The 14,798-nt window shown below is 47.6% G+C and carries 11 protein-coding genes; 9 read left to right on the forward strand and 2 right to left on the reverse strand.

All coding sequences use genetic code 11. From position 1 onward, the window contains the following. The first annotated feature begins 215 nt into the window (after positions 1 to 215). From ACI77B_RS06725 to grdD, 5 genes are all read left to right on the forward strand, one after another. Positions 216 to 1,547 carry a glycine/sarcosine/betaine reductase component B subunit gene (locus tag ACI77B_RS06725; protein WP_409336117.1) on the forward strand — a complete coding sequence of 444 codons (1,332 nt, stop codon included), beginning with the start codon at positions 216 to 218 and terminating at the stop codon, positions 1,545 to 1,547. Positions 1,548 to 1,562: 15 nt separating this feature from the next. Then, positions 1,563 to 2,882, forward strand: a complete 1,320-nt coding sequence (grdH, locus tag ACI77B_RS06730; RefSeq protein WP_409336118.1) for a betaine reductase selenoprotein B — start codon at positions 1,563 to 1,565, stop codon at positions 2,880 to 2,882. A gap of 15 nt (positions 2,883 to 2,897) precedes the next feature. Next, the gene (locus ACI77B_RS06735; RefSeq protein ID WP_409336119.1) at positions 2,898 to 4,424 is read left to right on the forward strand and encodes a BCCT family transporter; all 1,527 of its coding nucleotides are present in this window, start codon (positions 2,898 to 2,900) and stop codon (positions 4,422 to 4,424) included. 383 nt (positions 4,425 to 4,807) lie between these two features. Further along, positions 4,808 to 6,355, forward strand: a complete 1,548-nt coding sequence (grdC, locus tag ACI77B_RS06740) for a glycine/sarcosine/betaine reductase complex component C subunit beta (protein WP_409336120.1) — start codon at positions 4,808 to 4,810, stop codon at positions 6,353 to 6,355. Position 6,356: 1 nt separating this feature from the next. After that, positions 6,357 to 7,508 (forward strand): glycine/sarcosine/betaine reductase complex component C subunit alpha, encoded by a 1,152-nt coding sequence (grdD, locus tag ACI77B_RS06745; protein ID WP_409336121.1) that lies wholly within the window; start codon positions 6,357 to 6,359, stop codon positions 7,506 to 7,508. Between the two features lie 176 nt (positions 7,509 to 7,684). Here the strand turns inward: grdD and ACI77B_RS06750 are convergent, their stop codons facing one another. Both ACI77B_RS06750 and ACI77B_RS06755 read right to left on the reverse strand, forming a co-directional pair. Continuing rightward, complete coding sequence (locus tag ACI77B_RS06750) at positions 7,685 to 8,623, reverse strand: AEC family transporter (RefSeq protein ID WP_409336122.1); 939 nt, start codon at positions 8,621 to 8,623, stop codon at positions 7,685 to 7,687. A gap of 791 nt (positions 8,624 to 9,414) precedes the next feature. After that, positions 9,415 to 10,194: an enoyl-CoA hydratase-related protein gene (locus tag ACI77B_RS06755; RefSeq protein ID WP_409336123.1), complete on the reverse strand. Its 780-nt coding sequence runs from the start codon at positions 10,192 to 10,194 to the stop codon at positions 9,415 to 9,417. Between the two features lie 435 nt (positions 10,195 to 10,629). On the opposite strand from ACI77B_RS06755, the gene ACI77B_RS06760 reads away from it, so the two are divergent. The 4 genes from ACI77B_RS06760 to acrB are packed head-to-tail and all read left to right on the forward strand — an operon-like array spanning position 10,630 to position 14,781. Beyond that, on the forward strand, positions 10,630 to 11,469 hold the full coding sequence (locus ACI77B_RS06760; RefSeq protein ID WP_178262898.1) for a 3-hydroxyacyl-CoA dehydrogenase family protein: 840 nt from the start codon (positions 10,630 to 10,632) through the stop codon (positions 11,467 to 11,469). Between the two features lie 25 nt (positions 11,470 to 11,494). After that, positions 11,495 to 12,640: an acyl-CoA dehydrogenase gene (locus tag ACI77B_RS06765; protein WP_409336124.1), complete on the forward strand. Its 1,146-nt coding sequence runs from the start codon at positions 11,495 to 11,497 to the stop codon at positions 12,638 to 12,640. 26 nt (positions 12,641 to 12,666) lie between these two features. Next, complete coding sequence (locus ACI77B_RS06770; RefSeq protein ID WP_409336125.1) at positions 12,667 to 13,956, forward strand: acetyl-CoA hydrolase/transferase family protein; 1,290 nt, start codon at positions 12,667 to 12,669, stop codon at positions 13,954 to 13,956. Positions 13,957 to 13,980: 24 nt separating this feature from the next. Further along, positions 13,981 to 14,781 carry an acryloyl-CoA reductase electron transfer subunit gamma gene (acrB, locus tag ACI77B_RS06775; RefSeq protein WP_409336126.1) on the forward strand — a complete coding sequence of 267 codons (801 nt, stop codon included), beginning with the start codon at positions 13,981 to 13,983 and terminating at the stop codon, positions 14,779 to 14,781. The last annotated feature ends 17 nt before the right edge of the window (positions 14,782 to 14,798 follow it).

Consider the following 14,798-nt stretch of genomic DNA (forward strand, 5'->3'; position numbering starts at 1 on the left):
GGATTGTTAAAAGGTTGTTTATAGATGGAAGAAATAGACGGAAACTTGTGAGATTTGTCATAAGGATTTAAACGTGATAAATCTGCAGTTCTGTGAATGAAAGACATGTAAAATATATACATGAATGACAATAAATTGGAATATTCTCGCATGCGATGAGAAATATAGAAAACTGAAACCCGAAGTCATTTCAAATGAGGAGAAAGGAGACTGTCGTGAAACTGACGATTAACAACTTTCCGGTGAAGGAAGTTCTGCTGGGTTCTGAAAATTCATTTAACGATGGAACACTGACCATTGACAAGCAGGGAGCAATTGATTATCTGAAGGAAATGGATGAGCATCTTACAGATGTAGATCTGGTTATCGCACATCCGGGAGATGATACAAGAATCGTTCCTGTAGTAGAAACTATTGAACCGAGAATCAGAAAAGATGGAAGAACGCTTTTCCCGGGAGTAACGGACGATGTCGCTCCGGCAGGCGATGGTGAACTGAATGCATTGAAAGGATGCTGCGTAACTGTTGTCGCAAAGGAATATGGTTCTTTCGGTGACGGAGTCATCGATATGGGCGGAGAAGGTGCAAAGCACACATACTGGTCGAAGCTGATCAACATCTGCCTGGTTGCGGATACTGATGAGGAGTTTGAACGTCATGAGCAGCAGAAGTGCAACCACGCGCTTCGCTGGGGCGGACACCGTCTTGCTGAATATATCGGAAAGACCATTAAGGATCTGAATGCAGCGGATGCAGACAGCACAGAAGAATACACATTTGATCCGATTACCAAGAGAAAAGACAATGGCCTTCCGAATGTTGTCCTGGTTCTCCAGCCGCAGTCACAGATGGAGGCTCTGGGATACAACGACCTCTGGTACGGATGGGATTTAAATAAATTCCTCCCGACTTATGTCAGCCCGACAGAAGTTCTGGATGGTGCACTGATTTCCGGATCATTCATGCCGTCTTCTTCCAAGTGGTCAACTTATGAGATGCAGAATTTCCCGACCATTAAAGAGCTGTATGCCGAGGACGGGAAAAGCTTCAACTTTATCGGCGTAATTCTGTCCATGCTGAATGTAGCACTGGATCAGAAGCAGCGTGCTGCAATTATGGTAGCGAATATGGCCACCAATCTGGGTGCGGACTACGCACTGGTCACAGAGGAAGGCTACGGAAACCCGGATGCAGACTATGTCGGATGCCAGGTTGCCCTGGAAGATGCAGGAATTCCATGCGTCGGAATTTCCAATGAGTGCACAGGCCGTGACGGTTTCTCTCAGCCGCTGGTAACACTTGATTCAAAGATGAATGCACTTGTTTCGACAGGAAATGTATCGGAATTGAGTGAGCTGCCGGCATGCAGCACAGTAATCGGAAATCTCGAGGCAATGAACAGAGACGGAATGTCCGGAAGCTGGGGCTATGATGAAAAACTCGGAAAATCCGCAAGAGATGACGGATCCATCATCATGGAGGATAATAACTGGTTCTGCGGAGATCACATTTCCGGACTGTCTGTAAAGACAATGGCTGAGTTTTAACAGGGGAGGAGAACGATGAAAAAAGTAATTTGCTACGTCAATCAGTTCTTTGCCGGAATCGGCGGCGAGGACAAGGCAGACCAGACTCCTTACATCGTAGAAGGAACAGTCGGCCCAACGGCGGAGATTAATAAAAAACTTGAAGATGCGGAAGTCACACATACACTGGTATGCGGAGATAATTTCATGGGTTCCCATACAGATGACGCCATCAGTCAGCTGCTTGGAATGCTGGAAGATAAGGAATTTGACTTCTTTATCGCAGGTCCTGCCTTCCGTGCCGGACGTTATGGAGTTGCCTGCGGAAATATCTGCAAGGCTGTAGAAAATCATTTCCATGTTCCTGCGGTTACATCCATGAATGAAGAGAACCCGGGCGTCGAGATGTTTAAGAAAGATGTCATCATCTTCGAAGGCGGCGCAGGCGCAGTCAAAATGAGAAAAGACCTGAAGGTCATGATGAAGTTTGTCAATAAGATTCTCGCTGGCGGAAGCAACGAGGGCGCTGTTGCAGAAGGTTATTTCCCAAGAGGATGCCGTCATGAAAAATATCTTGAGGATAAGCGTGAGAATACAGCAGCATATCGTGGCGTGCAGATGCTGATGAAGAAAATTAAAGGTGAGCCATATCAGACGGAACTGATTATTCCTCCTAAGGATGAAGTTCCGATCGCTCCGCCGATCCAGGATCTGTCTAAAGCGAATATCGCACTGGTTACAACAGGAGGAATCGTTCCTGTCGACAACCCTGACCGTATTCAGTCCGCTTCTGCAACAAGATGGGGAAAATACGACATCAGCAAGGATGACCGTCTTCAGGCAGGCGTCTACAAGACAATCCACGCAGGATTTGACCCGGCAGCAGCCAATGCCGATCCGAACGTCATCGTTCCGCTGGATGCGATGCGTGAATTCGAGAAGGAAGGAAAGATCGGAAAACTGCATCCGTACTTCTATTCGACAGTAGGAACCGGAACAACAGAAGCAGAGGCATCGAGAATGGCCAAAGAAATTGTTCCGCTGCTCCAGGAGGATCATGTCGACGGCATCATTCTCACCTCCACCTGAGGAACCTGTACGCGTTGCGGTGCAACGATGGTAAAAGAGTTTGAGCGCGCTGGATTCTCGATTGTTCATATGTGCAACCTGATTCCGGTATCCATGACGGTCGGCGCAAACAAGATCGTTCCGACGATCTCTATTCCGTATCCTCTGGGTGATCCGAACACACCTCCTGAAGAGCAGATGAAGCTCAGAAAACACAGAGTCGGTGTAGCACTGGATGCCCTGGCAACTGATGTAAAAGAACAGACGGTATTCAAGGTTCGCTATTAATATCGGAGGTGTGAGATGAAAGAAAAAAGAAATCACACCGTCCTGATCTGGTCACTGCTGCTTTCCGCAGTAGTGGCCGGTTGGGCAATCTTATTTGCGAAGAATTTCGGCGTTATTTCAAATGCCATATTTTCTTTCCTGACTACAGATTTTGCCTGGCTGTATATGCTTGTGGTGCTGTTTTTCGTAATCTTCGTCTGTGCCATTGCATTCAGTAAATTTGGAAAAATCAAACTTGGAAATGATGATTCCAAGCCAGAATACAGTACAGTCTCCTGGTTTGCCATGCTGTTTGGATGCGGTATGGGAGTAGGTCTGGTATTCTACGGTGTTGCCGAGCCGATGTCTCACTTTGTCAATCCGCCGGCGGGTTACGGCCTGAAGGCCGGAACAGACGCGGCAGCGCAGTTTGCGATGAAGTCAGCATTCATGCACTGGGGTATTGAACCGTGGGCAGTATATTCGGTAATCGGACTCGCACTGGCCTACTTTATGTTCAGAAAAAAGAAGCAGGGAATGGTGTCTACGACACTTGATCCGCTTCTTGGAGAAAATAAACATATCGGGCTCAGACGTGTGATCGATATTCTGGCCGTGTTTGCTACACTTGCAGGTGTTGTAACTTCACTGGGTCTGGGAACACTTCAGATCAACAGCGGTCTGAATTTCCTCTTCCATGTTCCGGACGGATTGATGACACAGATTGTGATCATCGTGATCATTACCGCAATCGTCGTATGGTCTGCCGTTTCCGGAATTGATAAAGGAATCAAGATGATTTCCGATGCGAATCTCTATATCGCGCTCGGCATCATGGCTCTGGCCTTTATCGTCGGACCGAAGGTGGAGATACTGAACAACTTCACCAATGCCCTGGGCCAGTATCTGAATTACTTCATTACAGACAGTCTGCATATTGAACCGTACGGAGACAACAGTTGGCTGGCATCCTGGAGAATTTACTACTGGGCATGGTTCATTGCCTGGGGTCCGTTCGTCGGCGTATTCATCGCCAGAATTTCCAAGGGCAGAACCATCCGTGAGTTTATCATGGGTGTTGTGCTGGCTCCGTCCCTTGCATCCCTGGTCTGGTTCAGCATCTTCGGATCGCTGGGACTGAATCTGGGAATGAAAGGTAAACTCACTATGGCAGAAATGCGTGCCATTGCCGCAAAGCCGGAAACCGGACTTTTTGTCGTACTGAATAAGTACCCGCTGGGATTCGTTATGTCGCTGGTTGCGATCGTGCTGCTGTGCACCTTTTTTATCACGTCAGCGAATTCCGGAACTTTCGTCCTGTCCATGCTGACTTCTGACGGCGATCTGAACCCGCCGAACAACAGAAAGATGCTGTGGGGCGTACTTCAGGCAGTAACTGCTGTCGGACTTCTGATGGCAGGCGGACTCAAGCCGCTTCAGACAATTTCCATTGCGGCGGCCTTCCCGTTTATCTTTATTATGATTACAATCTGTATCGCGATGGTGAAGTCCCTGAAGACAGATCCTTCCGCGGTGCCTGAATCCACAGAAGAGAGCGCGTGAACTCAGGCAGATGATTTGTAAATATCTATTAGGCAATACGGATTGGCAGGCGTTTTCATTCCCGATGGGTGAAAGAAATAACAGTGATTTTCTTGCAGGGTTTCCTTTGTCAGACACAAGAAATCCGCATGAAATTGCGTAAAATAAACAAGATTTTAAATCAAAAAAAGTAATAGTTACAAGTTTGTCAATTCGCAGTTGCTAATAGAACCAATTTATTGTATATTTAGAAATATGAAGGGAGAGTCGGACAGGTGCTGTATATCCGGCTCTTCTGTGTGCTGTAATACATACGGAAGCGGGTTCTCTGCTGCCGTTTCCGTGTACTTAAATGTAATGAATGAAATTGCAGAATATTTTCTTTCTGCAGAGGAGGATAATCAATGAACAGTGTCATTTTAGGTTCCAGCTATGTGCTGGCGCATACACCGGATATGGTCATTCATAATGGTACAACCCAGACAACAGAGAGAATCGTCAATCCGGACGGCGACTATCTTAAAGAGCTGCCGAAGCATATCCGTTCTTATGAGGACGCGGTAAATTACTGGCCGAATCAGGTATATATCGGAAATGCAACACCGGACGAGCTGAAGGAAGTCAAGTTCCCGTTCTTCGACAAGCCGTTTGAGAATGCGTCCAGATTCGGAAAGTACGGCGAGATCATGCCGGAAGATGAGTTCACCATTCTGATGCAGATCTGCGATGTCTTCGAGGTTGTCAAACTGGATAAGGACTTTGTCGCTGCGACAAAGGATAAACTGGCCAAGGATCCGATGGTCGATGACTCCATGATAGCACGTGTGGAAGACGGATATGAACTGTCTGAAATTCAGGGATATGTAGATAATAAAGAGGCTGAGGGCCTGTACATTCAGGATAAGCTGGTCGGCTGCGTCAAGCAGGCACATGATATCGACGTCAACCTGTCCGCAGAGGTTATGCATGAGAACCTTGCCGAGAAGGCATCCAGTGTTCTGTCCCTGCTGTACGCGGTAAGAAATGCCGGAATTAAGAAAGAGGATGTTGAATACGTTATCAACTGCTCCGAGGAAGCCTGCGGAGACATGAACCAGAGAGGCGGCGGAAACTTTGCAAAGGCAGAAGCGGAAATCGCCGGACTGGTCAATGCGACAGGATCCGATGCAAGAGGTTTCTGCGCAGGACCAACACATGCTCTGATCGAGGCAGCATCCCTGGTTAAGGCAGGAGCATTCAAGTGCGTTCTGGTTACAGGCGGCGGCTGCACGGCAAAGCTCGGAATGAACGGTAAGAATCACGTAGAAAAGGGCATGCCGGTTCTGGAGGACTGCCTGGGCGGATTCACCATCGTCGTTGCTGAAAATGACGGCGTTCATCCGGAAATCAACCTGGATATCCTTGGACGTCATACAGTTGGAACCGGTTCCGCACCGCAGCATGTTATTGGAAGCCTGGTGGCAGATCCTCTGGAAAGAGCAGGACTGAAGATCACCGACATCGATATTTTCTCACCGGAGATGCAGAACCCTGATATCACCAAGCCGGCAGGAGCAGGAGATGTTCCGATGGCAAACTATAAGATGATCGGAGCACTTGCCGTAAAGCGCGGTGATATTGAAAGAAAACAGCTGGTGCAGTTCACGAAGGATCACGGACTGGTCGGATGGGCACCGACACAGGGACACATTCCTTCCGGAGTTCCTTCAATCGGACCTGGATGCGATGCAATCATGGATGGAAAGATCAATCGTCTGATGATTATCGGTAAGGGATCCCTCTTCCTTGGAAGAATGACCAACCTGTTCGATGGTGTTTCCTTTGTCATCAACGGAAATACAGCATCTGCAGAGTCTGAAGAGGCAGGCGTTTCCGAGAAGGAAGTCAAGAGCCTGATTGCAGAGGCAATGAAGAATTTTGCTGAATCTCTCATGGACGGGGAGGAGAAGTAAAATGGCAGACAAGATCAATAAGATGATTGCAGACACCTTTCTGCAGATCGCGGACGGTCTGGAGACAGGCAGTTTCGGCAAAAAGCCGAAGATTGCGCTGACCGGCATGGGAAGCGAACATGGAGAAGAAAATGCCATGAAGGCTGCAGTCGCTGCGGCCAGAGAGGGCATTGACGTATATTATATCGGTTCACTCACACATGAAGGAGTTACCACGGTTTCTGTTCCGGACGATGAGGCCGGACATAAGAAGATGGAAGAACTCCTTCAGAGCGGCGAGGTTGACGGTGCAGTTACCATGCACTATCCGTTCCCAATCGGTGTTTCCACCGTTGGAAGAGCCGTTACACCGGGATTCGGAAAAGAAATGTACATCGCGAATACGACAGGAACTTCCAGCACAGACCGTGTGCAGGGAATGATCCGCAATGCGATTTACGGCATCATCACCGCCAAGGCCTGCGGATGTGAGGATCCGACCGTCGGTATTCTGAACGTGGACGGCGCAAGACAGACCGAGATGGCACTGAAAGAACTCGATGCAAACGGTTATCACATCACATTTGCCGAGTCTTCCAGAGCGGACGGCGGCTGTGTCATGAGAGGAAATGACGTGCTCAGAGGAACACCGGACATTATGGTCACGGATTCACTGACCGGAAATATTCTGATCAAGATGCTGTCCTCCTACACGACCGGCGGCAGCTATGAGGCAATGGGTTATGGATATGGCCCGGGAATCGGCGAGGGCTATGACCAGCTCGTCATGATTATTTCCAGAGCGTCCGGAGCTCCGCTGATCAAGGGCGCACTGACCTTTGCCGGCGAACTCGTTAAGGGAAATGTCTTCGACGTCGCAAAACAGGAATTCGAAGCTGTCCGCAAGGCAGGATTTGAAGAAGTCCTGGAGAAATACAAGCAGCAGCCGAAGGAAGCTGCCGAAGAAAAGGTTGAAATGCCGCCGAAGGAGATCGTAACTTCTCAGGTACAGGGCATTGAAATCATGGATTTGGACGACGCCGTTCAGCTTCTTTGGAAGAATAAGATTTACGCAGAGAGCGGAATGGGATGCACAGGTCCGGTCATCCGCATCTCCGATGCCAACCTGGACAAGGCGAAAGAAATCCTTGAAAAGGGCGGCTATATCAGCTAGAATCCTCTGATATTAATTGAATGATTCAGTTCGTTACAGGACTGCCGCATGCGCAGAATGGCGTATGCAGCGGTCCTGTTTTAACTTGGACAAAAAAATAAGCCGGCAAGGTAAAACCATGCCGATGCGGCCGCAGGGGAGCTGACTTCTTGCCCGTCTGCATTTTGTCCGCTGGATTATAATGCACCTGCAGCTGCAAATACGAGGGGAATGGTAAAGATACAGCTGACGGTGGAAATGGTCATGAGGCTGATGCCGCTGGTTGGATCCATGTCTTCCTGCACGGCGAAGAGAACGCACATGCTGGCGCTCGGACAGGCGGAAAGCAGGACGGTCGCCCAGAATGCGGTTCCGTGCAGGCCGAAGAGCGGGTAGAGCAGCGCGCAGCCCAGAGGAAGGACCAGATTTCTCAGAATCAGCGCAGCGAATACAGGAATGTTAAAGGCCTCCCGATTCCAGTGAAACTGCGCCAGGCTGTCGCCGACAACGAACATCGCAAGCGGCGTGTTGGCATCGGAAATATAGGAAATCGCCTGCGTGACCGGACTTGGGAGAGAAACAGAAAAGAGAAAAATGAGAATTCCCGCGATGATGGCGATGATGTTCGGGTTCAGCATGATTTTCAATAAAACCGTGGAAAATTTCCGCTTTCCGGTCTGTCCGTGACTGCGGTAGAGGTTGACGCCGGCGGACCAGGTGAATATGTTCGATGCAGCCAGCATCGGAGCGGCGTAGAAGACTCCGGCGCTTCCCAGAACGGCCTGCGCAAGAGGGATGCCGAGAAAACCCATATTCGGGTAGATGCTGCCGAATTCCGTGATTGTGCGGATTGCAGGATCCTTCACTTTCAGGAAGGAAAGATGGGATACTATGCTGGAGATCAGGAAAAACAGCATGGACATGAAAAATGCGATCATGAGGCCGTGGAGACGGTTTGCAGAAAATGGTTTCTGGAAGGAATGGATGATCAGACACGGGCTGATGACCAGAAAGAGGATGTTCACCAGCTGTTTAGATGTTTCAGCGCTCATCATTTTCAGTTTATGGATCAGAAGTCCTGTCGCCATGAGTAAAAACATAATGATGATTTGTGTGATCAAACTTCCAGTCTGCATAAAAACTCTCCTTTTGAATGTATGTATGTGGCAGGACGCGGCAGGCGGCCCTTCCTGGGTCAGTCAGATGTCCATGCGGTGCTTTCTGCTTAAGCGGTGACCAGCAGGACACAAAATGCGCGTTGCTACTATTATATGACAAAATACGGCCATCAACAAGAATGGATGGTCAGGAAGCAGCAGGAGACGTTCGGGAAAGAAGATACAGCTGAAAGAGATATTATAAAGAAAATGAATTTCCGCCCGGCAGTAAAAAAGATAAAACACATGGTTATGCGGTCATATTCATATACAGTTATCGCATTTCTGCTATGGAAATATTGAAGTACGGCATACATCTGCAGGGGTGTACAGCGCTAAATATATTGATGAAAAAATGATGTGCTGAAATATGTACATGTACGCGATACTAGAACGTAGTACAGCGAGAAGCGTGTGTTAAAGTTTTTACAATGCGTATAGACATAATTATATTTGTAAAAATATAGTTTTCAGAAGTTTACAATTTAGGGCGGTTTTTTCTTAGCTGAAAGATATATGAATATATATTTGACTGTTAAAGTATAGATAATATTAATGATGAGTAAAAAAATTCCATTTATGTCGGTATTGTGAAGGGTGTGTGTTAATTCTGTTGTCTTGAAATGAATACATAACGTGTATGTAAATAGATACAAATATATGAACGAATTATATAAATTATCTGATGCGATCGTATCTGCTGAACAGATATTGAAAAAGCCGGGCAGATAGAATCTGCCCGGCATATAGAGAAATAAAGAGGAGAAAGTCTATTTATTCTTGAATTCCGGATCACGCTTTTCAACAAAAGCGGTCATTCCTTCAGTCTTATCCTCGGAAGCGAAGCACTGTGTCATTGCTTCGATTTCAAAACGGCTGCCTGTATTCAGGTCGGTGTCCAGACCGGCGTTGATTGCTGCTTTGGCCTGACGGACTGCGATAGGAGCCTTGGAACTGATCTTCTTCGCAAGCTTTTCTGCTTCAGGCATAAGCTCTTCAGGAGCGACAACTTTCTGGACCAATCCGATGCGGTATGCCTCATCAGCGCGGATGTTTGTTGCGGAGAGAATGATGTATTTTGCCATTCCCTTGCCTACAAGACGCGGCAGACGCTGTGTTCCGCCGAATCCAGGGATGATTCCCAGGCCGACTTCCGGCTGTCCGAATACTGCTTTTTCAGAAGCAAGACGGATATCGCATGCCATGGAAAGCTCACAGCCTCCGCCAAGAGCAAATCCGTTTACAGCAGCAATGAAGATCTTCGGCATATGGTCGATGGTGTTCATGACCTTATGTCCTCTTTCTGTGTAAGCGTGACCTTCATTCGTTGTGGCGTCCTTCATCTCCACGATGTCTGCACCCGCTACAAATGCGCGGCCTGCGCCGGTTACGATAACAACATTAATACTGTCATCCGGTGCGATATCTTCATCCAGGCATTTCTGGATTTCCTTCAGTACTTCAGTATTTAATGCGTTCAAAGCCTTTGGACGGTTGATGGTGAGATATCCGATGCCATCTTTAACTTCATATGTGATGTTCTCGTACATCTTCAAAGTCTCCTTTCCGTGTGTCGTGTTTGTTACAATGTTAACAAATCTTCTATAACATACTATATATGAAAATGTAGAAGAATGCAATTAGAATAGAAGACTTTTTAGAAAATATATTAGGCGCAAGTTTTGCAAGCGAAAATTTTCAGATTTTAAAATTTTGCACTTGTTAAAGGAATATCAATGTGATATACTAGGGCCAAGAGATGAGATGAGAGACCGCAAGGTTGTAAGCGAACCGCCGGAGATCTGATCGGGAGATTGCAGAACCGGATTTAATGAATCAGCAGAAAACCTCGGCTTCCTCGACCAGCAGCTCTGATTGATGCTAAGAGATTCTGAGATCTGAGGGCCAGGGTTCCTTGTTTGGAATATCTCGTCGAATGAATAAAACGTATATCATTAGTTCTGTGGAAGTTTTTTAGGAGGATTATCATGAAGGTAGCAATCTTTGGAGCTGGAACAATGGGTTCCGGTATCGCACAGGTCATGGCTGCTCACGGTCACACCGTACTGATGTATGCCAGCAGTGTTGCTTCTGCACAGCGTCATAAGGACAAGCTGGGCGCTTCCCTCGAGAAGAAAGTTGCCAAGGGCAAAATGAAGGAAGAAGACAAGAACGCAATTCTGGACAAGATTCTCGTTGAAGAGAAATCTGCAGCTGCAGACGCTGATCTCGTAATCGAGTGCGTTAAGGAAGAAATGGCCACAAAGAAAGCTCTTCTGGGTGAGCTTGATGAGATGTGCAAGCCGGAAACAGTATTTGCTTCCAATACATCTTCACTGTCTGTTACGGAAATGGGAAATGGACTTAAGCATCCAGTGATCGGAATGCATTTCTTCAATCCTGTTCCGGTAATGAAGCTGGTTGAGGTTATTCGCGGAGCAAACACAACTCAGGAAACATTCGATTTCATCTACAACCTTGCAAAGGAAATCGGCAAGGATCCTGTAGAAGTATCTGAAGCTCCTGGATTCGTTGTAAACCGTATTCTTGTTCCTATGATCAATGAAGCAGTAGAAGTTCTGTATCAGGGCGTAGCTTCCAGAGATGATATTGATAAGGCCATGAAGCTCGGAGCAAATCATCCGATGGGACCTCTTCAGCTGGCAGACTTTGTAGGTATTGATATCGTTCTTGCGGTTATGAATACAATCTACACTGAGACAGGCGACTCCAAGTATCGTCCGTCCCTCCTGCTGAAGAAGATGGTTCGTGGAGGACTGCTGGGCATTAAGACCGGTAAGGGCTTCTATGACTATTCTAAATAATTGTTGATTAAAGGAGATTAAAGCTATGGATTTTGAGCTGAGTAAAGAGCATCAGATGCTCCAGAAGTTATACCGCGAATTCGCGGAAAACGAGGTTGAGCCGATTGCTGCGGAAATCGATGAGGAAGAGAGATTCCCATCTGAGACAATTCCAAAGCTGGCGAAGATCGGCATGATGGGTATTCCTTATCCGAAGGAAGTCGGAGGAGCAGGCGCAGATCAGATTGCTTACGCGATGGCAATTGAGGAAATCGCGAAAAAGTGCGTTACTACTTCCACCATCGTTGCTGCACATACCTCACTTTGTACATATCCTATTCTGCACTTTGGTACAAAAGAGCAGATTGAGAAGTACGTTCCGGATCTGGCAAGCGGCAGAAAGCTCGGAGCTTTCGGTCTGACAGAGCCTGAAGCAGGAACCGACTCCGCTGCACAGCAGACAGAGGCAGTTCTGAACGGAGATCATTACGTACTGAACGGAACAAAGTGCTTCATCACCAATGCATCTGAAGCTGATACATTCATGGTTGTTGCAATGACAGACAAGTCCAAGGGCAACCACGGAATTTCCACATTCATCGTTGAGAAGGGTATGCCGGGATTCTCCGTAGGCCCTCACGAGAAGAAGATGGGTATTCGCGGAAGTGCAACATCTGACCTGATCTTTGAAGACTGCATCGTTCCTAAGGAGAATCTGCTGTATAAAGAAGGCAAGGGCTTCAAGGTTGCAATGAACACGCTGGACGGAGCTCGTGTTGGTGTCGCTGCTCAGGCACTTGGTGTTGCTGAAGGAGCAATTGACGAGACCATCAAGTACGTTAAGGAACGTAAGCAGTTCGGAAGAAGAATCAGCCAATTCCAGAACACACAGTTCGAACTTGCAGACATGCAGGCAAAGACAGATGCCGGAAAATGGCTGGTATACCGTGCAGCATGTGCTAAGCAGAACGGAGATCCGAAGACAGGATACTATTCCGCAATGGCTAAGATGTACTGCGGCAGAAACGCTTCTGATGTAACCCGCCGCTGCCTGCAGCTGTTCGGAGGATATGGATATATCCGTGACTTCCCGATCGAGCGTATGATGCGTGATGCGAAGATCACTGAGATCTATGAAGGAACATCTGAAGTTCAGAAGATCGTTGTTTCTCGTGCTATGGGAGTGAAATAGTCGTAGTTATGAGTGATTTCCAGAAAATGTATGCTGAAAAACGGATAACGCCGCAGGAGGCAGCGGAACAGCTGGAAAGCGGTATGCAGATTGCAGCTGATATTGCAGTTGCACAGCCGTACAGGTTCTATGAAGCCGTAGCGGATCGTGTCCGCAAAGGCGAATTGAAAAACATGACTCAGCATTCTCTGCTGGATACCAAGACAGCTTCTTTTATGACTGATCCTGAAGTTGCAGAGAATTACAGAGGAGTCGACTGGTTTGGAGGCGTATTCGGCCGCAAGGCAGTAAACGCAGGAATGATGGACATCATGCCGGGATATTATCGTGATATTCCTGAAATCATGGGGGACATCGTTCAGCCGGATGTTTATGTCGGAGTTGTATCCCCGATGGATAAGCACGGATATTTCAGTACCGGATGTGATCATTCCATTACAGATGGAATCCTGAAGTCTGCAAAGAAAGTTTTCCTGCAGGTAAATCCGAAAATGCCGAGAAGCCTGTCTTCTACACAGCTGCATATTTCTCAGGTTGACGGACTGTGGGAAGACGATGAAGATCTTCCGGTTGTCCAGCCTGGAAAAGTTGATGAGATCAGCAGAAAGATCGCGGAGTTCATCGCTCCGGAGATTCCGGACGGAGCCACACTTCAGCTCGGAATCGGATCCATTCCTGATGCGGTAGCAGAGGGACTGAAGAATCATCTTCATCTGGGAATTCATACCGAGATGTTCACCAACAGTATGGTTGATCTGATTAAATGCGGGGCGGTAGACAATTCGATGAAACCGATTCACAGAGGTCATACCGTTGCGACATTCGCGTTCGGATCCCGGGAAATGTATGATTATATTGATGATAATCCTGCATTTGAAATGCTTCCGGTTAATTATGTGAATGACCCAAGAGTCATTGCACAGCATCCGAACTTTATTTCGATCAATGCAGCTGTACAGGTTGACTTTTTCGGGCAGGTCTGTGCAGAGTCACTCGGTACCAAGCATATCTCCGGAACGGGAGGACAGGCTGACTTTGTCCGCGGTGCTGTAAAGTCTGAAGGAGGAAGAAGCTATATCGCATTTCCATCCACGGCTGCACACGGTAAAATCAGCAGAATCGTCCCGACGCTCACTCCTGGAGCGCAGGTATCGACCAGTAAGAACGATGTAGACTGCATCGTTACCGAGTACGGAATCGCAAGACTCAGAGGAAAGACTCTCGGTGAGAGAACCAAGGCTCTGATTGCGATCGCTGATCCGAAATTCCGCGACGAATTAACATTCCAAGCGAAGAAAGAAAACATTATCATATAAGAATTGATAAGGATGGTTTTAAATATGAAAATTCTTGTTTGTGTCAAGCAGGTTCCTGATACATCTGGTGTAGTAGCAGTGAACCCGGATGGAACCCTGGACCGTGCGTCCATGGAAACAATCATTAATCCTGATGACCTGAACGCAGTTGAGGCTGCCCTTCAGTTAAAAGACGAGACCGGATGCAAGGTCGTAGTCGTAACGATGGGACCACCGCCGGCAGAAGGAATGCTGAGAGAGCTGGAAGCTATGGGTGCTGATGAAGCATATCTGCTTTCCGACCGTGCATTCGGAGGATCCGATACATATGCAACATCTCAGATCATCGCAGCTGCACTGCATAAGATCGGTATCGAGGATGACGATGTAGTTATGTGCGGACGTCAGGCTATCGATGGTGATACCGCTCAGGTTGGACCACAGATCGCTGAAAAGCTGAACCTGCCTCAGGTTACTTACGTTGGTGACATTCACGAAAAGGGCAACAAGATCACATGCAAGCGTATGCTGGAAGATGGCTATATGACGATCGAAGTCGAGACACCTTGCCTGCTCACCTGCATCAAGGAACTGAACGAGCCTAGATACATGTCCGTTGGCAGAATCATGGATTCCTATTCCATGCCGCTGACTGTGCTCGATAACGAAGCACTGAAAGATGAACCTCTGATCGATCCTACTACGATTGGTCTGAAGGGATCTCCTACAAACATCCTGACATCATTCACTCCGCCGCAGAAGGGCGCTGGAACAATGCTGGAAGGAAACGGTGCAGAAACTTGCCAGAAACTTGCTGGTATCCTGGCAGAGAAGCACATCATCTGATGAAAGGAGATTATAAG

Source organism: Eubacterium sp. F2 (assembly GCF_046244355.1).
In the GTDB taxonomy this organism is placed as follows: Bacteria; Bacillota; Clostridia; order Peptostreptococcales; family Anaerovoracaceae; genus Aminicella.